Annotated in this window: 22 protein-coding genes; 8 read left to right on the forward strand and 14 right to left on the reverse strand. The window is 45.4% G+C overall.

Going from position 1 to position 20,165, the window contains the following annotated elements:
• Positions 1 to 189 precede the first annotated feature (189 nt).
• Positions 190 to 462, forward strand: a complete 273-nt coding sequence (locus GF309_00555) for a tetratricopeptide repeat protein (GenBank protein MBD3157251.1) — start codon at positions 190 to 192, stop codon at positions 460 to 462.
• Positions 463 to 466: 4 nt separating this feature from the next.
• Here the strand turns inward: GF309_00555 and GF309_00560 are convergent, their stop codons facing one another.
• The 4 genes from GF309_00560 to GF309_00575 all read right to left on the reverse strand — a co-directional run bounded on the left by GF309_00560 (position 467) and on the right by GF309_00575 (position 3,511).
• Positions 467 to 916 (reverse strand): hypothetical protein, encoded by a 450-nt coding sequence (locus tag GF309_00560; protein ID MBD3157252.1) that lies wholly within the window; start codon positions 914 to 916, stop codon positions 467 to 469.
• A 134-nt stretch (positions 917 to 1,050) separates the two neighbouring features.
• Entirely contained in the window at positions 1,051 to 1,806 is a 756-nt protein-coding gene (locus GF309_00565; GenBank protein ID MBD3157253.1) for an HAD-IA family hydrolase, read from the reverse strand.
• Between the two features lie 3 nt (positions 1,807 to 1,809).
• Positions 1,810 to 2,592 (reverse strand): hypothetical protein, encoded by a 783-nt coding sequence (locus tag GF309_00570; protein ID MBD3157254.1) that lies wholly within the window; start codon positions 2,590 to 2,592, stop codon positions 1,810 to 1,812.
• Position 2,593: 1 nt separating this feature from the next.
• The gene (locus tag GF309_00575) at positions 2,594 to 3,511 is read right to left on the reverse strand and encodes a hypothetical protein (GenBank protein ID MBD3157255.1); all 918 of its coding nucleotides are present in this window, start codon (positions 3,509 to 3,511) and stop codon (positions 2,594 to 2,596) included.
• Positions 3,512 to 3,669: 158 nt separating this feature from the next.
• On the opposite strand from GF309_00575, the gene GF309_00580 reads away from it, so the two are divergent.
• From GF309_00580 to GF309_00590, 3 genes are all read left to right on the forward strand, one after another.
• On the forward strand, positions 3,670 to 4,299 hold the full coding sequence (locus tag GF309_00580) for a DUF998 domain-containing protein (GenBank protein MBD3157256.1): 630 nt from the start codon (positions 3,670 to 3,672) through the stop codon (positions 4,297 to 4,299).
• 83 nt (positions 4,300 to 4,382) lie between these two features.
• Positions 4,383 to 4,712 carry a hypothetical protein gene (locus GF309_00585; GenBank protein MBD3157257.1) on the forward strand — a complete coding sequence of 110 codons (330 nt, stop codon included), beginning with the start codon at positions 4,383 to 4,385 and terminating at the stop codon, positions 4,710 to 4,712.
• Between the two features lie 279 nt (positions 4,713 to 4,991).
• A complete protein-coding gene (locus GF309_00590; GenBank protein ID MBD3157258.1) occupies positions 4,992 to 5,339 on the forward strand; it encodes a hypothetical protein in 348 nt (115 codons plus the stop codon).
• Between the two features lie 107 nt (positions 5,340 to 5,446).
• On the opposite strand, the gene GF309_00595 is transcribed toward GF309_00590, so the two are convergent.
• Positions 5,447 to 6,754: a hypothetical protein gene (locus GF309_00595; protein MBD3157259.1), complete on the reverse strand. Its 1,308-nt coding sequence runs from the start codon at positions 6,752 to 6,754 to the stop codon at positions 5,447 to 5,449.
• Between the two features lie 75 nt (positions 6,755 to 6,829).
• The gene (locus GF309_00600) at positions 6,830 to 8,347 is read right to left on the reverse strand and encodes an FAD-binding protein (protein MBD3157260.1); all 1,518 of its coding nucleotides are present in this window, start codon (positions 8,345 to 8,347) and stop codon (positions 6,830 to 6,832) included.
• Between the two features lie 234 nt (positions 8,348 to 8,581).
• On the opposite strand from GF309_00600, the gene GF309_00605 reads away from it, so the two are divergent.
• A complete protein-coding gene (locus tag GF309_00605; protein MBD3157261.1) occupies positions 8,582 to 9,925 on the forward strand; it encodes an aminotransferase class III-fold pyridoxal phosphate-dependent enzyme in 1,344 nt (447 codons plus the stop codon).
• 167 nt (positions 9,926 to 10,092) lie between these two features.
• Here GF309_00605 and GF309_00610 read toward each other — a convergent pair whose 3' ends face one another.
• The 3 genes from GF309_00610 to GF309_00620 all read right to left on the reverse strand — a co-directional run bounded on the left by GF309_00610 (position 10,093) and on the right by GF309_00620 (position 13,148).
• Complete coding sequence (locus GF309_00610) at positions 10,093 to 11,256, reverse strand: MFS transporter (protein MBD3157262.1); 1,164 nt, start codon at positions 11,254 to 11,256, stop codon at positions 10,093 to 10,095.
• A 105-nt stretch (positions 11,257 to 11,361) separates the two neighbouring features.
• The gene (locus GF309_00615) at positions 11,362 to 12,078 is read right to left on the reverse strand and encodes an amidohydrolase family protein (GenBank protein MBD3157263.1); all 717 of its coding nucleotides are present in this window, start codon (positions 12,076 to 12,078) and stop codon (positions 11,362 to 11,364) included.
• 158 nt (positions 12,079 to 12,236) lie between these two features.
• On the reverse strand, positions 12,237 to 13,148 hold the full coding sequence (locus GF309_00620) for a hypothetical protein (protein MBD3157264.1): 912 nt from the start codon (positions 13,146 to 13,148) through the stop codon (positions 12,237 to 12,239).
• A gap of 357 nt (positions 13,149 to 13,505) precedes the next feature.
• Here GF309_00620 and GF309_00625 point away from each other — a divergent pair, with 357 nt between their 5' ends.
• Positions 13,506 to 13,859: a hypothetical protein gene (locus GF309_00625; protein MBD3157265.1), complete on the forward strand. Its 354-nt coding sequence runs from the start codon at positions 13,506 to 13,508 to the stop codon at positions 13,857 to 13,859.
• A 155-nt stretch (positions 13,860 to 14,014) separates the two neighbouring features.
• On the opposite strand, the gene GF309_00630 is transcribed toward GF309_00625, so the two are convergent.
• On the reverse strand, positions 14,015 to 14,425 hold the full coding sequence (locus tag GF309_00630) for a hypothetical protein (GenBank protein MBD3157266.1): 411 nt from the start codon (positions 14,423 to 14,425) through the stop codon (positions 14,015 to 14,017).
• 240 nt (positions 14,426 to 14,665) lie between these two features.
• On the opposite strand from GF309_00630, the gene GF309_00635 reads away from it, so the two are divergent.
• Both GF309_00635 and GF309_00640 read left to right on the forward strand, forming a co-directional pair.
• Positions 14,666 to 15,490 carry a CPBP family intramembrane metalloprotease gene (locus GF309_00635; protein ID MBD3157267.1) on the forward strand — a complete coding sequence of 275 codons (825 nt, stop codon included), beginning with the start codon at positions 14,666 to 14,668 and terminating at the stop codon, positions 15,488 to 15,490.
• Positions 15,491 to 15,801: 311 nt separating this feature from the next.
• Entirely contained in the window at positions 15,802 to 16,299 is a 498-nt protein-coding gene (locus GF309_00640) for a hypothetical protein (protein MBD3157268.1), read from the forward strand.
• Positions 16,300 to 16,361: 62 nt separating this feature from the next.
• On the opposite strand, the gene GF309_00645 is transcribed toward GF309_00640, so the two are convergent.
• The 4 genes from GF309_00645 to GF309_00660 all read right to left on the reverse strand — a co-directional run bounded on the left by GF309_00645 (position 16,362) and on the right by GF309_00660 (position 20,161).
• On the reverse strand, positions 16,362 to 18,077 hold the full coding sequence (locus GF309_00645; protein ID MBD3157269.1) for a methylmalonyl-CoA mutase: 1,716 nt from the start codon (positions 18,075 to 18,077) through the stop codon (positions 16,362 to 16,364).
• Positions 18,078 to 18,155: 78 nt separating this feature from the next.
• On the reverse strand, positions 18,156 to 18,719 hold the full coding sequence (locus tag GF309_00650) for a cob(I)yrinic acid a,c-diamide adenosyltransferase (GenBank protein ID MBD3157270.1): 564 nt from the start codon (positions 18,717 to 18,719) through the stop codon (positions 18,156 to 18,158).
• Positions 18,720 to 18,730: 11 nt separating this feature from the next.
• Positions 18,731 to 19,363 (reverse strand): hypothetical protein, encoded by a 633-nt coding sequence (locus tag GF309_00655; protein ID MBD3157271.1) that lies wholly within the window; start codon positions 19,361 to 19,363, stop codon positions 18,731 to 18,733.
• A 54-nt stretch (positions 19,364 to 19,417) separates the two neighbouring features.
• Complete coding sequence (locus tag GF309_00660; GenBank protein ID MBD3157272.1) at positions 19,418 to 20,161, reverse strand: hypothetical protein; 744 nt, start codon at positions 20,159 to 20,161, stop codon at positions 19,418 to 19,420.
• Positions 20,162 to 20,165: the final 4 nt, after the last annotated feature.

The following is a 20,165-nucleotide window of genomic DNA, read 5'->3' on the forward strand; positions in this document are numbered from 1 at the left end:
AGCTCGTGCCTAGCTGGTTCAAATCACAATAAAGAGCAGTTCTACTCCTTTTTGGTCTATCTCAAGGCAGAGAATATCCATAAAGAGCGATTATGGTTTTTAGGGCGCTTTTTAGAAAATCAAAAACAAATGTGAGGTGCCTTTAGAGTTATTAAGGTTCATTTCTTACGAGACATAGAGTGAACTTTGATGGCCGCAGAACGTGAAGATTTCACAGAATACGACTACTATTCAGAAGCGAAAGTGTTAGAAGAAAAAGGTGAAGATGAGAAGGCACTTGAGGCGTATCAGAAGGCTGTCGAGTTGGACCCTGAATACGCTGAAGCATGGTTCTACAAAGCCAAACTGCATCACAAGCTAGGGCAAAAAAAAGAAGCAATCGAATGTGCAAAGAAAGCACTAGAAATAGAGCCAGATTGGGAAGATCACGTCCAAGAATTTCTGCCTGATCTGAGTGCGTAGACAGCTACTCCAAGGCTGCTGATGCCTCGGGGTACAGGAGTACGTATACAGCCTGTTCAAGTGTGAGAATCTGCTTATTAACCCACTGCATGACCATATCCACGTTTTCCCGAGAGGATATCTTCTCAAGAGCATCTAGAGTTGGTTTTCGACACTCTGGATACTCGAGTAGGGCCTCGATTGTCTGAACAAGAATCATTTGCCTGACATCGGAACCGGTCTGGGTGAGCCAATAGAGGATATTTCTTTGATTTGCATCCTCAACATTTGTTCTCGCGGCCGCCTCATGGAGGGTTTCTGATATCTGTTTTCCAGCCTCGCCTTCCTGCATATCTTCCAGTTCGCTCTTGATTATTGTCACCAAAGCTTCCGTGACTTCCGGATCGCATAAGAGCATATCAACAAGGTCTGTTCGAGCCTTCATGGGACCACCAGAGCCATTTTCTTGGGTCAAGCAATCACTCCCTATACTGTGTTCTTAGCCTATATGGATTTGAGCGGGTTACTATTTATTGTTTGTTCGGTTATAGGGCATATGGAATGTCGCTTTTAGGAGGATATAAAGGAAAAATCGGGTGAGCTGATTTCTTACATTATCTCCTTCAGTTCGCTGAATGAGCTGATAACAAAGGTTGGCTCCACACCGTATTTTCTCTGATTCTGTTCCAAAGCATCATCTCTATTGTTTATCCAAACAACGGCAAGTCCAGCTCGGATCGCGCCAACGACATCTGCATAAAACTCGTCCCCTATGTAGAGCGTATTTTCTTTGTTTACGCTCAACTTCGCTAGAGCAAATTCGAATGGCTCAGGCATGGGTTTGAAAGCGTTATAGTCGCTGCTATCAGCAATAAGAGAGAAATAGTGGTCGAGGTTCAACTTGGAGAGAATCTTCTTTGCATTCCCCTGAAACGAATTCGTGATAACACCCAGCTTGATACCTTTGGTCTTCAAAGAATCAAGAATTGCCGTAAGCCCATCTGTTGGACTGGCATACTCAACATGGAGTTTTCTGAACATAGCAAGACCGTCTTGTAGGATCTCATCTACCGGTTCGATGTTGAATTCCTTGAGAGAGGTAGTTAGTGCATCTCGTACACAATCGATAGGACGTTTGAATTTCCCACCACCTGCTATGGTGGATATCTCATTATGGTACCTTTCGACTAATACATCTATGAAATCCTCAAGGATTCCACACCAATTGCGGGTTGATTGACGCAGAATCCACTTGCTTGCATCAATTGCATATGCCCCTGTATCGAGTATGGTTGAATCGAGGTCGAACAATATGGCATTGTATCTATCAAGTCTGAATTCCGACAAACGCAGCTCAGTCTCCAATGATTAGTCTCTCAGCGGTGCACCCTTCCCGAGGTAAATACCATTTGGATCAAGGCGGTGCATGATATCAATTTGTTCCTGTGTAGGTTCTTCTGTCACAGGTACGTCACTCGGGACTATCAAATCGAACATGACATTGTCTAGGACTTCCTCGGCAGTATAGCCCGGGTGTACTGATTTCAGTCTTATTTTCAAAGTAGTCGGGTCAAAATCCATCTGACACATGTCCGTGATTACAACTTCAGGACCACCACCGACCAACGACCACTTCTCACGTGAACCAGGGCCTTCAAGATGGCCAGGACTTGTCATGTAGTCCAACTCCTTGACGAACTTTCGCTTATCATGCGTCATCATAATGACGATTCGTTTGGCTGAGGACGCGATGTCATTGCCACCCCCGCTTCCAGGTAATTTCACCTTAGGCTTATCATAGCTCCCGATGTAGCTCGTATTCAAGTTGCCATACTCATCTATCTGGGCAGCTCCCAGGAAACCTACATCCACTCTACCTGCCTGTAGGATGAAACCAAGAGTCTCTATGAGGCCAATAGATGCGGAGCTTCCATAGTGATAGCGAGAATCGGCAACTGAGAGTGGAACATTTCGGGGTCTCGCATCTATGAAGCCAGCTTCCGAAATAAGCTTCATTTTTGGAGCGTGTGTTTCTTTTGCCAAAAGAGCTGCAAGCAACGGTAACCCTGTACCGCCAAACACAAATTCTCTGTCCCGTACTTGTCGGGAAGCACATGCTGCAAGGAATTCGATTCTAGTATATTCGACCATCTTAGTACCCCCATGGTTTTTTCGCTTTGAGCTCCATGAGACGATCCCATCCCACGAGATTTAGATACTCCATATGATTTTCCACACCCAGTATGTATTTCTCTAGGTATTCCTGCCATCCTTCTTCTGTCTTGCTCATTTTGTGGAACAACTGCAGAAATTCCAGATCGTAGTCGTAGTAATTGTGACACTGCATGGGATGGGCAGCGAATGGAAGGATTACCACATGATCTACATACATCGAGGGAATATTTGTTCGGTCTGGCGAAGCCCTAACCTCTGGCTCGTCAATCAGCTCTTCAGCCAGAACAATCAGCTTCTTGCCGCACCTTGAGCCCTCTATATCCTCGCCTACTATCCCATCGATTTGTGCATTGCCAGTTCTGTCTACACGTTGAACATGTACAATACTGAAATCAGGTTGTAGAGATGGCACCAGGCAAATCTTTTCACCCGTAAATGGACAGTCAATAACTGCGAGTTTCTTGTCACCCCTATATCGGGATAATCGCACCATATCGGTACCCATCAGACTCCGTATCGGCATGAAAGGAACGTTTAGAGCCCCACCGTAGAATCGCAATGCCATTGCAAGATTGCTGTAGTCCTCAACTTCTACCGCACCCTCAGCCACACGCCGTCGCATATTGTAGCCCAGTCCAAGAGCCTCAATCGCCTCGAAAGCAATCTCGAACCGATTTGCCACCCCAGCACCAGCCATGACCTCCAAATCAACTTCAGAACCGCATGTATGAATCGTTATGTTGCGTTTCTTCTGCCGCACCAGTTCATAGGCAAATGCAATGGGCGGTCTTTGGTACCCGAAGCCTCCCCAAAACATGTCTGAACCATCGGGAACCTTCTGAGCAGCCTCTTCCAGTGTCAGTCGTTTGTCTTCAATCTCAGATTCTGTCATCATCTCACCCAGTTTTCACCAGCGAATACCTTGCAACGTTACGGAGCCGACCTTTTATCTCTGACTCCTAGCTGCCAGAATTTTGCCCTTGGAAATGGCTCTTGTTCGCGCACATGACCTACGTAAAAGCTCTATATACGGGAATGTAGCACCGATACGGTATGTCAATCATCAATCGCGTAAAGGAATCAGACCTTCCAAACAAGATTGGTTTCATAGCACCCATTATTTCTCTCTCATGCATTGGATTAGCGATTCTACTGTCTCCAGGTTTTACGTGGATAGGCAACGCGCTGAGCGATTTGGGCCATTATACCAGAACAGATCTGGGACCATACCAACTCTATGCAGCAGTGATATTCAATGTGGGACTGACACTAACAGGCTTGCTCATGCTCTATTTCACATTGTATTTGCTACGGCGGATTACAGAGCCAGCAATGAAAATAGCCCTCAGCATTTTCGTGATTTCATGCATATTTCTCACTGCAATCGGCATTTTTTCCGAGAATTTCAGTCCAACGCATTACATCGTTTCTGTGGGCTTCTTCCTCACATTTCCATTCGCTATGTGGGCGTTAGGACTAGGCTGGCTCCGATTCCCCAAAAAGAGACTCTTCGCAGTCATATCATTGCTTCTGCCATTCGTCTCGCTTTACATGTGGAGTCAGCCATGGGATGGTGTGGCAATACCAGAGATTGTAACAGCTTTGTCTGCCATAATCTGGATTTGGATAATCGACTGGCTGCATGTTTCTGGTTCATTATCTGAATTTGACAAAAAAAGTTGAGTTAAACCACAGGATGATAGCCCTCAATACAGTTATATCAAATCAATCCTACCGTTATTGACAATTATCTGGAGACGTATGTGATGCCGAAGAAACAAACTACCAAAATAGCCGAGATTTTGATTGCGCTCGGCGGACTCGTTGGGCTACTCTATGGAATCCTTGAAGTCCTGAACATGGGGCTTGCTGTTTTTTCTCCTCTTGGAGGCGTTCTTGGTTCCCTCATTACAGGAATCATAGCAATTGTGATTTCACTCGTTGTCTTGGCCACAAGTGGAGTAGTAGATATTCCTTCCTTGAAAATGGAGAAGAACGTGGTAGTAATCATTGTACTAGGAGTCCTTCTTTTTCTTTTTGCAGCCGACTTGGCAGGAGCCCTTGTGATTATTGGCGCAATCCTGATGCTATTGTAAAGATATAGATGCTCACACCTAGCTGCAGGCCAATGCCGTCAGCTCGTCTTCGTTTGGATTAGCTGTTCCATGCGATTGTAAAAGCCCTATCCACCGAAATCTGGATTAGGGTATCAATTGGCTTCACGTTTATTTCAGTATGTCAGAATTTGAAAGCAGCAGCCATCGTGAATCTGAAGCTAAAATCCAACGCTTCATGATGGCTATATCGCGAGGGCAACAGAATTTTATTGAGGGTATAGATAGAATAACAACAGAAGGCATTTGGAGAGAGTTGTAATGTCTCAGAAACCAACTCAAGAATTTGGCAATCTCCTGGTCGTGATGGGTGGAATCATTGGGCTCATTTACGGGCTTCTGGATATACTTGGTTGGGGAACTTCTATAGCTGGAGAGTTCTCTATTCTAGGCCCGATTCTAGGCCCTGCAGCCAACATAGTATTGGGAATCGTTGGCATTGTGGTTGCTCTTATCATCCTAGCAACCAGTGGAATGGTTGATATTCCTGCACTCAAAATGGAAAAGAACTGGATCATTCTTGTGATCCTGGGAATCGTTTTGGCCATTCTTGACGCTTACATACCAGGAATTATCGTCATTATCGGTGCTCTCTTGACGGTAGTATAAAGTAACGCTCGCTCATGCCAGTGGTCTATAGCCATAGCATGAGCGACTTCTTTTTTTTTTCTGACGAAGCCAATATCACAATTGTAAGAACAATAGTGATAGAGCCACTAGATTAGCTGATCCATTAGCTCGAGAAGCTCTACAACCTCAAGCTTCGAACCAATGGCCGAGAGATCTTTGCCAGTTTCCTTTTCTTCCTCTTGTAACGCTTCGATAGCGTCATTAAAATTGGTCACGCAGAATGGACAGCTGGTCATTAAAACTTCTGCGCCCGTTGAGGCAGCTTCCTTAACGCGTTCCTTTGCTGTTTCAAGTGCCATATCGGGGAACTGGGTTTTTACACCGCCTCCGGCACCACAGCAGAAGCTATCGCCTTTGATCCGATACATCTCTCGGAAATCGATACCAGGGATTGCACGAATGACCTCTCTTGGTCGCTCATACCAAGCTTCTTTGGCTTTTGCAGCCTTTCTACTGTCTATAAGCCAGTTATCTGACTCGTCTAGCATGCGGTGTTCGATATCAAGGCCAATGTGCCTGATGGTGTGACAGGGGTCATGCCAGGTCACCTTTTTCTCATAGGGTGTCTCGATTTCGAGTTCTCCCTCCTGAATCATATCATGCACAATATCAAGCGTATGTGCAACCTTGAATGGGAGAGGATTTCCACTCTGTTTAGGATAATCAACGCGGAAAGTCCGATAGCACCCAGCACATGAAAAGGTTAGCAAATCGAAATCCTTGAACATCTCAAGATTCTCGTTCATGACTTTCTTGAAGGTATCTTTCTGACCGGTCCGTAGGATTGGTGAACCACAGCACACTTCATCTGAAAGAACGGTGAAGTTGACTCCAAGTTTTTCCAAAATGCTGGCTGTGTGTTTTGCAATGTCTTGTTGTCTATATGCACCTGTACAGCCGACATAGTAGGCAACATCAGCATTCTTGAGATCCACTTCCCCATCATACCAGGCTATGCGTTCTTCTCTGGCTTCATTGTAGGGATTGCGCTTGTCTTCTTCGAGGACCCGATCATTGATGACCTTGTGGCGTTTCAGTGGTTCAACACCATCTTCCAGAATCGCAGCTCGAAGTTCCTCAATCACATCGACAGTTTCAATGTAATTCTCACACTGTTCTGCGCAGAGGCCACAGGTCGTGCAGGCTTCCATAACCTCCAGCATCTCCTGGCTAGGTTTGAGGTCTCCTTCAAGATACGCTCGGGCCATCCACATTTTCCCGCTGTTGTAGTAGCCCTCCCAGCCATAGAAATTGCCGCCCGGGCATGATAGCATCATGCCGGTATATTCTTCGGTTTCGCCTTCTCTGTCAGGTTCATCTGCGTAAGCATACTGACAGGCACGACAGTGTATGCATCGTGCATTTATGTCTCGTAGTTCCTCTAAGCTTGTCATAGCTTCCACCGTCCGTTCTGGATATTCGTCTCCCTTTCACCAGTTACTTTTTGAAACTTATGTTCTGTCATGATTTCATTCCTCCAAAGGATTCGGCAGGTCAGTTACAGTTCCCCACGGTATAGCTAGGCGACCCGGATGTAGAATCAGATTCGGATCCAGGACCTTACGGAACTTCACCAGCATCTTGTAGTAGTCCTTCGCTTTGCTGAAGGTCTCTGGGGCATGGACAAACGGATCAGGTCTATAATTGATCCAGCCCTGTTTCAGAAAGCTCTTCGTCGTCTCAAGATTGAACTGCCGTATTTTGTCATAGATGCCTTCCTCGGTGCTATCAAAGCAGAGAATTGGCATGACGATTGCTTGTCTGGCATGATCTATGGAGGCCACCCACATTGTTGGTGGGAAACCATATTCTTCCATTTTCGCACAATACTCCTCCATCATTCGGGGAGCTTCCAACCATGGGACATACCACGTGATGAACAAGAAGCCAGCCTGATAGAGACCATATGGTACTGCTATCAGATTTGGTTTTTTCAACCGAGACGCAATCTGTTTCGGATGCAAGTCCTGCTTTGGGCATTTAGTGTTCTCTCTGAGCTCGTAATCCTTGTAGATTTCATCAATCCGTTCCAAGGTGAAGTTGAGCTCCTCTTCAGAATGAGCCCAGATTTCGGTATTCATCCAGTATTCGTCAATGCCAATCTTGTCATAAAACTTGTAATCCTGTGGAATGTTCCCCTTTGGCCACCTTGTCATCACAAGCGGCCAGTTACCACCTTGTACCATAACGGTATTGTCGGAGATACCCATCTCATGTTTAGCTATCTCCCATACTGGCTCTACAATGTGATCCCAGCTATCACCACCATAAGCTACAATTGTCTTATGATGAGGATGTGGAACAATCTTTACAGCAGCCTTGGTAACGATTCCCATTGAGCCCTGTGAGCCAAGGAACAGACCATCAGGGTTTGGTCCAATCCCCCACCTGTAGTAGGCTTTCGCTCCATCAAGAGCCCAAGAGCCTGTTCTGAAAATTTGACCATCAGGTAGGACGACCTCGAGGCCCATGATCATATCGGCCTGTGGACCATATCTAGCAGTAACGAGAGAGAAACCTCGTTCAATGGCGTCACCCAAAATGGTTGCACCCGGTGGTGCTCCATCTGGAATGGGTGGTGCCCATTCGGGCCATTTCTTTTTGAATATCCTCCATGCATCACCACATTTGACACCAGGTTCAACCACCATGACGCGGTTTTCCGGGTCAACTTCCAGGCGATTCATGCGAGCCATATCCATCAAGATCCCTCCAGGTTCAATTGCTGGAAGGGCGAACCCACCACTCAAACCACCTGCTGCAGGTGTTACTGGACTCAGGTTATCATTGGCCACTTGTAGAATACCAGCAACTTCTTCGACGTTACCTGGTCGGACAATTACTTCGGGAAGTTCTGCTTCCAAACCCATGATTCCCTTTGCCATGTAACTGTAGCGCAACGGTTCGCTATCTGTGACATATTCCTCACCGCATATGGATTCCAACTTCTTAACTTCGGCATCAGTTATTTTGTTGTATTCAGTCATCTATTCAAAGTCTCCATCGCCACGCATTTTGTCCATAGTGTAATGGAACAAAGAAGGCGCGCAATAAATAGGCATCGCATTTTGGTTACTTGTCGCGCTGAAATCATACATGGTAATTGAAGAAATAGAACAAATCCGTGTTGGTACGACCATTGTAGACAGCAACAAGCTGTAGAATCCTCAACAATGAAGCTTAATTCCCGCCCTTACACCTTCTTATGTAGGTGAGTTTGTTTGTCTGATGAGTCTGACAAGAATATCCCCGAAATGCTAACTGATTTACCCGGCGAAAAATCAGCCGAGTTCGTTGAAATGGCTGAGAAATACATCCCAAAGGGATTGTATACGGTCACTCCCGCATTCATTTCTGAGAGTAGAGGAGCAACTATAAAGGATCTAGATGGCAACCGCTACATAGATTTCGCAACTGGAATTGCCTCTCTCAATGTTGGTCATAGGCCTCCTAAGGTAATGGAAGCAATCCGAGAACAACTGGATAAGTATCTGCATGCTTGTTACCATGTAACACCATATGCTCCCTATGTCGAGATGGCGAAGCAATTGGTTGAGCTAGCCCCAGGTGATTTCAGCAAGAAAGCTATCTTTCTGAATAGTGGTGCTGAGGCGGTTGAAAATGCGATCAAAATAGCTATCAATTATACTCAACGTCCACGGATTATAGCATTTGGCTACGCATTTCATGGAAGGACCCGACTCGCAATGGGACTGACGGCCAGCGTCCAACCATACAAGAAAGGTTTTGGAGTCCTCGATCGAAACATCTACAGAACGCCCTATGCATATTGCTACAGATGCCCGTTTGGACGTGAATATCCTGATTGTGGTCTTCAATGTTTGAAATTCCTCGAGGACAATTTGGAACTCCACGTTTCACCAGATCAAATTGCTGCAATGGTTGTTGAGCCTATTCAGGGAGAGGGCGGTTTCATCGTCCCACCAGAAGGATTCCTAAGCGGTCTTAGACGCATATGCGACGAACATAATATCGTCATGATCGCTGACGAAATACAGTCCGGTTTGGGACGTGCAGGGAAAATGTTTGCGATGGATCACTTCGATGTTGTACCCGATGTAATCACGCTCGCAAAAACCCTTGGTGGTGGACTTCCACTCTCTGCAGTAATCAGCAAGACAGACATTGTGGAGTCGGTTCATGCAGGTGGTTTAGGAACTACCTTCGGCGGCAACCCAGTCAGCTTGGTAGCTGGAATGGAAACGGTCAAAATTGCGCAAGGGAGCCTTGACCATGCTAACGAGATGGGGGAAGTCATGCAGAAGCGATTCGATGAGTGGTATGACGAATACGAGTTCATAGGGGATACCAGAGGACTTGGAATGATGAGAGCCATTGAGCTTGTTAAGGATAGGAACTCAAAAGAGCCCGCAAAAGACCTGCGAAGTAAGATTCTTGCTGAGTGTCACAAAAATGGACTCATTGTCATCGGGGCCGGACCACACAAGAATGTTATTCGGTTCCTTCCAGCAATCAACATTGATGAAGGCATCCTCAACAAGGGGCTGGATATCGTCGAAGCCGCCTTGCAAGAAGCTTCTTAGTCCGCATACTGGCATTCATGAAGACTGAGTAGACGGGGGAATCATTCCCCCACCCCTTCCTATTTTTCATAGATGGCCTACAATACTAGATCTATATGCCATCACGAAGTATGGGGCCCGATAATTGGAGGTAGTAAGAGCATACGTACTAGAAGGGAACCACCCACTTAGATATCCAGTTGCTGTGAAGCCTTTCGAGTAAATGCATAAAGGGTGAATAGCAGAAAAACGGAGACCACCATAATAGCTGAATATACACTCCTCATACCGAATGTGAAGAATGGTTCATAGAATATTGGAACAACCGCATTTCCAACGAACATTGAGAAAGTCAATAGACCAGCAAGGGCTCCTCTTCGTCCAGGGGATAGTTTCTGGCTTGTGGCCAATACTACTGGCGAAAGAGAGCCAGCAGCCCAACCAAGAATCAATACTGCTAGGGCAACAAGAACCAAGCTGGCTTGTTGTGTAATGTCACCAATGGAAATCAGAAGCACCAAAGATGTAAACAGTGATAGCATCCCCAAACCAAGAGCTGTTCTCTCTCCAAATCTAGTCACAATCCTATTAATGGAAAGGCCAGCGGTCAGACCCGTGACACCCAGGAGCATAAGAACGCCTCCAACTATTGACGGCAGAAACGCTCCTGTAAGGCCACGAGAAGTCCAGACTGTTATTCCCCCGTAAGATGCAGAAATCAGAAACCCGGATAGCATCATCAACAGGACAGCGGGACGCTTCAATTCTTCAGAGAATGTTCGAATCAGGTTCACCAATGCATGTTCCGTTTCAACTCTACGGTTTTCCGGTCTCGATAGTCCAAGGATTGCTGCAACAAAAAAAGCGATGATTACGAAGGTTCCATAGAAAACCCGCCAACCGTATATCACCATTTGGCCCGCAATTGCAGGCCCCAATCCAACCATCGTCGTTGCCAGAGCACCAGTAATCCCCATCTTACCCTGTATTTCCGACTGAGATGAGTAGTCAGTGATTAAAGCTATAAGCACAGGATTGACGAATCCAAAACCAAATCCTGCCAGAGCGTACCCCCATATGAAGAAAGACAAAGATGGAGAGACGGAAACCAATAGGAGACCTATACCATAAAAGACAAGGCCAAAAAGAATCACTGGAATCCGCCCTCGAATATCGGATATTGCTCCCGAGAATAGTTGCACTGAAGCAAACGGAATCATAAACGCTGGGACGGATATGAGGACTTGAGTAGGATCGACTGAGAAATCTGAAGCAATAGCTCCAAGCAGTACTAATACAGCGTTGCCAACAAGAGGGCCAATTGCAAATAGAACATATGCGGAAACCTCCATGACTTGTTGTTTCCTAGTGATTGTTGTTGCCTCCTTGATGGTATGTTGCGGTTCATAGAATAGCCAAAATTCAGAAAAGATAAGCTTGTCTACACGATGAATGTCCTAAATGGTATTCCGGAGTAAATCCGATTCGTTCTGTTTTATTTGAGAAATACGATTCCTAACACGCTCGAGTGAGATTTCATAATCAAGAAATGGAAAATCAGAACCAAACACCACCCGGTCAGGTACATATCGCATAGTCAAGTCGATGTCTTTCGTGTCACAACCGCTGGTTTCAAGAATCACCGAACGGTAACGGGTAAGCTCTATTCCTTCAGGTCTGCAGCAATGCAGAAGCACGATTTTGCCGTCGTAGCCTTCTAACAATGGTGCCAAATCCCTTGCTCGGCATGAATGTCTATCGGTATGGATAAAAATAATCAGATTTCGTTCCTCTGCGAATGAGAAGAAAGGCTTCAACAATGCAGTATTTTCAAGTGAATATTCAAAATCGATACTACCACAATGCAATTTGATTCCCGGGATATCATGGGAATTGATTCTCGCCAGAAATGAACTGGTGGCTTCAGCTTTGGGATGGATTACAGGAACAGGAAGAAGTTCTGAGTATGGCTTGACTTCTGAGAGTAACCACTCCAACGACTCTGCATAGCCGACATGTGGAGTAGCATATGGAGTTGCAAACATCATATCAATGTCAGCGAATTTCTTGAGATTTCTAACCAGAAATTCCGCCCCGGCCTGCTTGGGTATTCCGTATTCCTCGTTGAGCTTATCAGAGCTGATACGTCCAATATGGTAGTGAAAATCAATCATTACAACACACTCCCGAATCTTCGGAATTCAGCCCGCTTTTTGATTCTGGTTGATTGAGGGGTAAATAATTGGCATTTTTTGGAACATAAAACTTCTCTTCTGTTCCGAGATTCAGGCTTAGTACTACCTAGACTCGGTTTGCTGAAATCTTCGAGAAGCTAACCCCGATCGAGTAGGAAAGTGACCATGACTGACGTAATCAAGAGAATCGGGCCAAGAATAAGGCCTGCCCAGAAGAAAAGGGCGATTGCACCAAGAAGTATTAGCTTGATTCTTGTTGCCCTATTTTTTGCCCAGTTAGGTTCTTCTATCTGCTTCAGTACAGATATGCCCAACAGCAATGGAATAGCTGCAAAAAACACTGTAATCAGAGCTTCAGATGTAAGATTCGTCTGAACCAGAACATAGATCATCTGGAAGAATAGGCTCCCCGAACTTCCAATGAATAGCAATGCCGCCAGAGACGCCATTAGAAATGGGGCGCTCTGTAAATCGAGAACCGTGTTTCTCCGCCTTAGAAGAATCAGCAACCCACTGAAAACTATAATCAGCATCGGAGCGATGATTATCGCCAAAGACTGTCCTTCCCACTGGTAAATCAGCATTACTGAGAAGGGAACGAGAATCCATTCCTCGAGGGTAAAGGATTCCTCGTAGCCCAATGCCATACCGAACCTTCCTCCTTGCATCGGCTCATGGACAACTACGTAATAGGTGCCAGTAGCATTTACCGTCGAATCCACATCTACCAGAAGCGAGTATGTACTGGGTGTAAACCCTTCGTATTTCGGCTCGTTTGGATAGATCCCAGCAATAACGGATATTCCCAGATCTTCCACTGTCTCAATGTAATCTGGAGGAGTTCCACGATGTGTTATTTCAGGACCCATCAAAACTATTCCCGGTAGGAAACCTTTTGCCACAAATTGATTCGGTATGAATAGGGTGAATCTAAGTCGTGTGCCATTTTCAAGATCCAATTTGTAGTATCTGCCTTCACCACCCTCATGAATCTCCGAATAGACCACCCAGGATTTTCTGGGATTGGGAATTTCAAACGCGGTCTCCAAACTCTCGTTTTCATCACTTTGAATGGGAACATGCCCATGAACAGTAGAAAACAGCAATCCAAATAGGATTAGTTGGGATAGTACTACAAGGGTTCGATTTCTTAACATTTGTTAATTATGTTTTCTGTGGTGATATATGTTGTGATTTCAGCCAAAGGAATTTGATATTATCATCAATACTCATTTGATATTTGTTTAAACGGTATATCTTCATATGTGGGCCCAAAAGCTTGTCGTTCTACGGCTGTAAACCAGCTAATTAGTTTGCAAAACTTTACGGGGATACATATGGACGTGCAAATTTATCGCCCATAAGAGCAAGCTAGACCAATTAAATCGCAAGGAGACCTATAGGAAATGTCAGATGATGAATTTCCAAATCTAAAGACCAGTGAAGAAATAATCAGAGAAGACTCCGCAAAACATGTGATACATGGCGGAAATGTAAAACAGGGAGGCAGGCTAGTACTAACGAACCAGAGATTGCTATTTGGTCGAGAAAGCTCATTCTTGTTCTTTTTCTTCAAGAGCACGGATACTACCGTAGATGTACCTCTTGACCAAATCAGGAAGGTTGGTACTAAGGGTATGATTAGAAAACAGCTGCAAGTTAGTCACGAAGACAAAGGCAATTATGAGAAAGACTTCTTCCAAGTTGGCGATGTCGATGAGTGGGTAGCTAAGTTGAAAGAGGTTTCAGACGCTGAGTAGAACGATGACCAGTTTTGCTGTCGGTCATTCATAAAATTTGAACTTCGTTTAATCGTTCTGTGGCAGTCCTCTAGCAGGGGCTGCCGGCCACCTCTTTATCAACCAATGAAACTGTATCGATCATATCCAAGCAGTATCTAATAGATTATGGTTTCTCACTCATTTTCTTCAATAGAAACAAGCCGTTTCATTTTCCGATAGAAGTACAAATCTAGGATGAACAGAAATGCACCCTGAATAATGACACCAATTCCATTTCCTGCAATGAATGGATCCTGCCCGAAGAACAGAAGAAGTATGACCCCGACTGCCTGATAACCCACATCTAATCCAACATTTATGAGAAGTATTTTCGCTAACTTTGATGCAGGGTCGTCTTGTTGTTTGAAAAGGGTGAACGATGCGATTACTACATCAATGAAACCCCACAACATAGCTTGGAGACCGATTCCTTGTAATAGCGATGTGGAGAACAGATAGAGTAACAAACCAACAACCAAGCTGGAAAAAGCCCATGCAAGCAACGTCCTCCCAAGGGTCCGTGCCAGCTTCCTTTTTTCCGTCAACTCATTCACCTCTCACTTACCTAGTAAGAGGCGTTCATAAAACATTGGTTGAATACCGGAGAAATGAATCCGTGTATTCATTTGCCACTGATTCAACCCAGAACCAATCAGTCATAGATTTCTGCGGAATATTTATGAATTTGTCATAGACCGTTGCAGAAAACGATTGCATAAAAGCAACCACAGGACTGGAAGTCCGACAAATCATATTACATTCATAAATGAATCGAGGGATGGAAAATGTCAACTAAAGATGAATTTACTCTGAAGCAAATTGTCACATTCTATGTTGTAACTTTTGTTTTCTCATGGGCCTTTTGGGTTCCTCAGGCGTTACATGATATGGGATTGATCCCATCTTCAGCGTTCACAGACTATCTATCTACGCCGTTCAATGTTGCTGCATGGGGTCCTCTAGTTGGGGCAGTACTGACTACACTACTTTGCGAGGGCAAGGATAGCACAATGAACCTACTCAAGAGAGGTACAATATGGAAATTCGATTGGAAACTGTATCTTGTTGTTTTTCTTCTCTTTCCAGCGATAACCATTTTATCCCTCACTATAGCGGTAGCCTTTGCGGGCTATGATCCTCTCCTCCAATGGATAGAAATGCCGTTCGCGTTACTAGTAGCTTTTGTCTACATTCTCCTATTAGGTGGCCCGCTTCAAGAAGAATTCGGATGGCGAGGATATGCGTTGCCTAGGTTACAGTCCCGGCTGGATGTTGTCAGCTCTAGTTTGATAGTTGGTCTTTTCTGGGGACTCTGGCACCTGCCATTGTTCTTCATTTCCGGTCAAGCCTACTATTACAGCCAACCGATTTGGGGATTGATGATATCAACTATTCTCATATCGATACTCTTTGGATGGGTGTTCAACAACACAAAAGGCAGCATATTCGCATGTCTCATATTTCACACCACATTCAACTGGTCTCACTATGCGTTCCCCATTCTTGAAAGCAATGTGGGAGCAACGATATTCCTCGGCCTCGCGTTCATATTGGCAGCCGCTGTAGTGATTGTATCCGTTTATCAGCAAAGATTTGGAGAAGAAAATTAGGCTCCCTATACTCTTGGCAATACTGTTTCATAAGTGGGTGAAATGATTTAAGATGTTTCGCGATACAGACTAGCTTGAGGTAGGTAAGATTGCGGCGTCATCATTATGTTCCTATATGCCTCATACTTTGTCTGGCCCTGTTTTCAGTTCCGAAGGCTAGGGCTCAATACGATACCAGACTCAGTCCAAACGAGACCTTAAGTTCTCAACATATCTGGTCCAACCGTAATAGCTACTACTACGCCAATCTTACTGCAGGCAGCTGGAGTGTAGTTGTCAAGAGTGACGGTTTTTGGAGCATGAGGCTTGCCGTGAGGGTACGAGATGGGGATACTTCAGAAGTGATTGCAGCAACTCAAGGTTCAGGTGGGTCAAGTGTTACGGTAGAGTTCACACTTGAGGAAAATACAATCGTAAACATCTTAGTCGAAGAAACCGGCAGTGGATCAGGATTCTATAGTATCGGCGTCTACAACGGTCTTAATGCTGTAGCCGCCACTTACGGTATCTGGCTATTTATTGTACCTGCGATTGTAATTGCAGTCATAGGTGTTGTTGCATATCGTGTTAAATCTGGAGGGAAGACTCCTGACGACCAAGAGCTACAAGTGGAAGCCCCCGAATTTGCGATACCCGAAAAACACCGTCAAAGAGAAGAGACTACAGATATTCGAACTTTGCGGCTCCCAGCCAAGTGCCCATCATGCGGTGCATCGCTATCGCAGGAAGATATTGATTGGGTTGGTGCACTCGAGGCAGAATGCAATTATTGCGGAGCTGTCGTCAAAGCACGTCTGGAAATGCTTTGAACTGCGAAAGAGGACTTAGAATTCCTGAGCAGACAACCGTGAAATTCCTGGACTGCAAGCGCTCAGTATATCTTAGGCGAGTCCCATTCCCCAAATACCTCTCTCCATACATCGCAGATTTCGCCTACTGATGCGTATGCACGGACAGCCTTGACAACCCAAGGCATGACATTTTCATCACCTTCGGATGCTTTCCTCAGCCCTTCCAAAGCCTCCTGAACCGCCTCTTCGTCTCGCTCTTCCCGGACTCGATTCAGTCGTTCAATCTGCCGTTTTTCAACTTCAGGATCAATCTTCAGCACAGGAATCTCGGGTTCTTTCTCAACCTTGAATTTGTTGACGCCAATAATGGTTCGCTCGTTGTTTTCGATTTCCTTCTGATATCGATATGAGGATTTGGCGATTTCTTTCTGGAAGAAACCCTTCTTTATAGCGGGAACTACACCCCCCATAGCATCTATCTTATCGAAGTACTCATAGGCCTCCTCTTCCAACTCATCCGTTAGTGATTCAATGTAGTACGAACCAGCAAGAGGATCAATGGTGTTTGCAGCGCCACTCTCGTGTGCTAGTACCTGTTGGGTACGCAGAGCAACACGAACAGCGTCTTCTGAAGGAAGCGCCAAAGCTTCATCCATGCTATTGGTGTGCAGCGACTGAGTGCCACCAAGAACTGCAGCAAGTGCCTGATATGCAGTTCTAACGATGTTGACCATCGGTTGTTGTGCTGTGAGCGAACAGCCAGCTGTCTGAGTATGGAACCGCATCCAAAGAGAACGATTCTTCTCCGCACCAAAACGCTCTTTCATCTCGCGTGCCCAAATCCTCCTTGCAGCACGGTACTTGGCAACCTCCTCGAATATATCATTGTGAGCATTGAAGAAGAATGACAAGCGCGGTGCAAAATCATCAACGTCCAGCCCTCTCTCGACACACCAATCCACGTACTCCAATCCATTTCTGAGCGTGAATGCAAGTTCCTGTGCTGCCGTTGACCCTGCTTCGCGAATGTGATACCCACTGATTGAGACCGTGTTCCATCGTGGAATGTGTTCGGTGCAGTACTCAATGATATCGACGATAATTCGTAATGATGGCTCAGGTGCATAAATCTCTGAACGCTGAGCTTGAAATTCCTTAAGCAGGTCATTCTGAATAGTTCCACCGATTTGGTCAGGAGGGACCCCTTGCTTCTCAGCGACGACCATATACATCGCAAGTAAAATGGAGGCGGGCGCATTGATGGTCATGCTTGTGGTGACCTCATCAAGAGGAATTCCGTCGAATAATATTTCCATGTCCTTCAATGTGTCAACTGCTACACCGAGTTTGCCAACTTCACCGTGTGACATAGGATGGTCGGAGTCCCGACCATAGATTGTTGGCAAATGGAAAGCAACACTCAGACCGGTTTGTCCATGCTTGAGCAAATACTTGAACCGCTGATTCGTTTCTTCAGCAGTACCCATGCCTGCAAACTGACGCATAGTCCAGAGTCTGCCCCGGTACATCGTAGGCTGAACTCCCCGTGTGAATGGATACTCGCTTGGAAATCCCAGGTCCTCGAGGTAGTCAAGATCTTGCGTATCCAGAGGCGTGTAGAGTCTCTTAACCGGCTTGCTAGAAGTGGTTACGAACTCGTCTTTGATTTCAGGGTACTTATTCAAATGTGGTTCGAGGGTTTCTTTCTCCCACGTCTTTTTTGCCTTGGCTATGCGATTCGACTCTGGTTTGCTGCCTGCATATTCCTTCCTCGATTCTGCTTTTTCGGCACCCATGTCTAGTTCTCCTGAGTACGATATGGAAGCTGTCCAAAGAGAGGATATTAACTTATTCGATTTTGCCCAATGCAGAACTTAGAATTCGAACCCCTTTCTTGCCTTAACGCCTTCTTCCTCGAAGTAATGCTTTACCTCTTTCATCTCAGTAACTAAATCAGCTGCCTCAATCACTTCTTCACGGGCATACCTTCCCGTCATGATCAGTTCCATATCATCGGGTTTAGTGCGTATAAGTTCCAGCTGATCCTCCAGACTGAATAAGTCCCATTCCACGGCCACATTAATCTCATCAAGAATCAACACATCACAGGTATGGTCAGCAATCGCCTCTTGAGCCATTCGTAGCCCTTTCTGTGCAAGTTCGATATCAACAGGGTCAGGATTCTCTTTGTCAACAAATGTTTCTCTGCCAACCGGGACGATAGCGAAATGGGGAATTTTCTGAACCGAAGCAAACTCTCCATAATTGATATCAACCTTGTCACCCCGCATGGCGACCTTTGCCTTCATGAAGGAAATCATCATCACACCAAGACCATGGCCTGCTGCACGCATACCAGCACCAAGAGCAGCTGTGGTTTTCCCTTTACCAGTTCCAGTATAAACTTGCACGAGACCTGGCCGAGGTTCATCACTCATTGGAGCCTCACCTATTCATGCATTGTGTTGACAAGCTCAGCTACACGCTGGCCCAGTTTGATACTGCCCTGAATTGCAAGTTCATCATCCTTTGCGGAGCGCCATTTGCCATCGTCTGTTTGGAGACTCCCAGCGCCAAAGAAGCCATCTTTCACAGGATTGTCAACTGCTCCCACAACGATCATACCGTGACCGAGAGCAAACCGATTTAGATAGTCAACGATATGTTCCTGTCCGCCATATCGCAAGCCTGCGTATGATATTGCGCCAAAGATTTTGTCCTTCAGTTCGTTCCCATTCATCTTCATGGGTCTTGATCTGTCGATCAAATCCTTCAAGACACCAGGAACAGCAGTGAAGTAAGAAGGAGCGGAAACAATGATTCCATCAGCCTTTCTTAGCCATTCTTCAATCTCTGGCATGTCGTCCTTTTCACTCTCGGGACAAGGTTTGCGACGAACACATGCATCACAGCCAGTGCAATGACGAATTTCATAGTCGCTCATCTTCAAGAGTACTGTGTTTCCTTCTTTGTTAGAACTACTAGATAATTCAGAAGAGGCGGCATCAAGTGCCTTCCTCAGGAGAAACTCAGTGTGCGACTTCTCAGTCTTAGGAGATCCACAAATACCAACTACTAGCATAATCGACTCACGGTAGAATCGAAAAGGGGCATGGCATTTAGCCCTTTCCTCTTTTCAGGATGCACTAACGTCTTTCAAAGCTTGTGTGATTTCATCAACTGCATGAACAGCCTGCATTTTGCTCCCCCCTTTGTAGGGGGCAGCAACTACACTGAATGAGCCAACCTTAAAGAACTGTACATTGTATTTATTTACGTTCAAAGATGTCGGCACCATGTCAGGATTTGGCTTGAATCCCGTGTTGATTATTTTATCTTGGATTCGAAGAGCATGAGATTTCGGAACGTTGCCGTAAACCATTTTGCCCTTAGCATCAAAAACCCCAATATAGGCAACTTCATAGTTTTCTAAGGCTTCGTCTACAAAATCCCGAGTACAGCCAATCAATCTCTCGCTGGAAGTTTTTGAATTAACGAGAAGATATCTGTCAATAACACGATCTATCTCGTCCATCTGGGGGATTTCGCCGGAGAATTTGTCCAGAACATCTTGATACGACTTTCGGATTGTTTTGCCAAGAGATACCAATCTCTGTTTTAATTGTGCTTTGTCATCTGGATTATGTGTTAGAGCCACAACAGCAAATTCACTGAAAATGGCATAAGCCCAGAGTTTGTCATTTTCTTCCAGAAAGTAGGTACGCTGCTTTTCTACAGAATGAGATGAGGTAAGGAGCGTAACACCAGCAGTAACGCGACTAGGAAGTGATAAATCAAAACTGTTGCCTTCTTCTTTCAAGACCCGTGCATAGGCAAGTTCTCCATTGCTTCTGATAACATACGCGCTTGCGACTTTCACCTTT

This window comes from Candidatus Lokiarchaeota archaeon (genome assembly GCA_014730275.1).
Classification (GTDB): domain Archaea; phylum Asgardarchaeota; class Thorarchaeia; order Thorarchaeales; family Thorarchaeaceae; genus WJIL01.

Bases quoted from the DNA above. Each gene is read 5' to 3' on its own strand.
- GF309_00585 (MBD3157257.1), top strand. From the start codon at position 4,383: ATGCCGAAGAAACAAACTACCAAAATAGCCGAGATTTTGATTGCGCTC.
- GF309_00555 (MBD3157251.1), top strand. From the start codon at position 190: ATGGCCGCAGAACGTGAAGATTTCACAGAATACGACTACTATTCAGAA.
- GF309_00625 (MBD3157265.1), top strand. From the start codon at position 13,506: ATGTCAGATGATGAATTTCCAAATCTAAAGACCAGTGAAGAAATAATC.
- GF309_00655 (MBD3157271.1), bottom strand. From the start codon at position 19,363: ATGCTAGTAGTTGGTATTTGTGGATCTCCTAAGACTGAGAAGTCGCAC.
- GF309_00600 (MBD3157260.1), bottom strand. From the start codon at position 8,347: ATGACTGAATACAACAAAATAACTGATGCCGAAGTTAAGAAGTTGGAA.
- GF309_00575 (MBD3157255.1), bottom strand. From the start codon at position 3,511: ATGATGACAGAATCTGAGATTGAAGACAAACGACTGACACTGGAAGAG.
- GF309_00580 (MBD3157256.1), top strand. From the start codon at position 3,670: ATGTCAATCATCAATCGCGTAAAGGAATCAGACCTTCCAAACAAGATT.
- GF309_00570 (MBD3157254.1), bottom strand. From the start codon at position 2,592: ATGGTCGAATATACTAGAATCGAATTCCTTGCAGCATGTGCTTCCCGA.
- GF309_00645 (MBD3157269.1), bottom strand. From the start codon at position 18,077: ATGGGTGCCGAAAAAGCAGAATCGAGGAAGGAATATGCAGGCAGCAAA.
- GF309_00615 (MBD3157263.1), bottom strand. From the start codon at position 12,078: ATGATTGATTTTCACTACCATATTGGACGTATCAGCTCTGATAAGCTC.
- GF309_00650 (MBD3157270.1), bottom strand. From the start codon at position 18,719: ATGAGTGATGAACCTCGGCCAGGTCTCGTGCAAGTTTATACTGGAACT.
- GF309_00595 (MBD3157259.1), bottom strand. From the start codon at position 6,754: ATGACAAGCTTAGAGGAACTACGAGACATAAATGCACGATGCATACAC.
- GF309_00610 (MBD3157262.1), bottom strand. From the start codon at position 11,256: ATGGAGGTTTCCGCATATGTTCTATTTGCAATTGGCCCTCTTGTTGGC.
- GF309_00590 (MBD3157258.1), top strand. From the start codon at position 4,992: ATGTCTCAGAAACCAACTCAAGAATTTGGCAATCTCCTGGTCGTGATG.
- GF309_00635 (MBD3157267.1), top strand. From the start codon at position 14,666: ATGTCAACTAAAGATGAATTTACTCTGAAGCAAATTGTCACATTCTAT.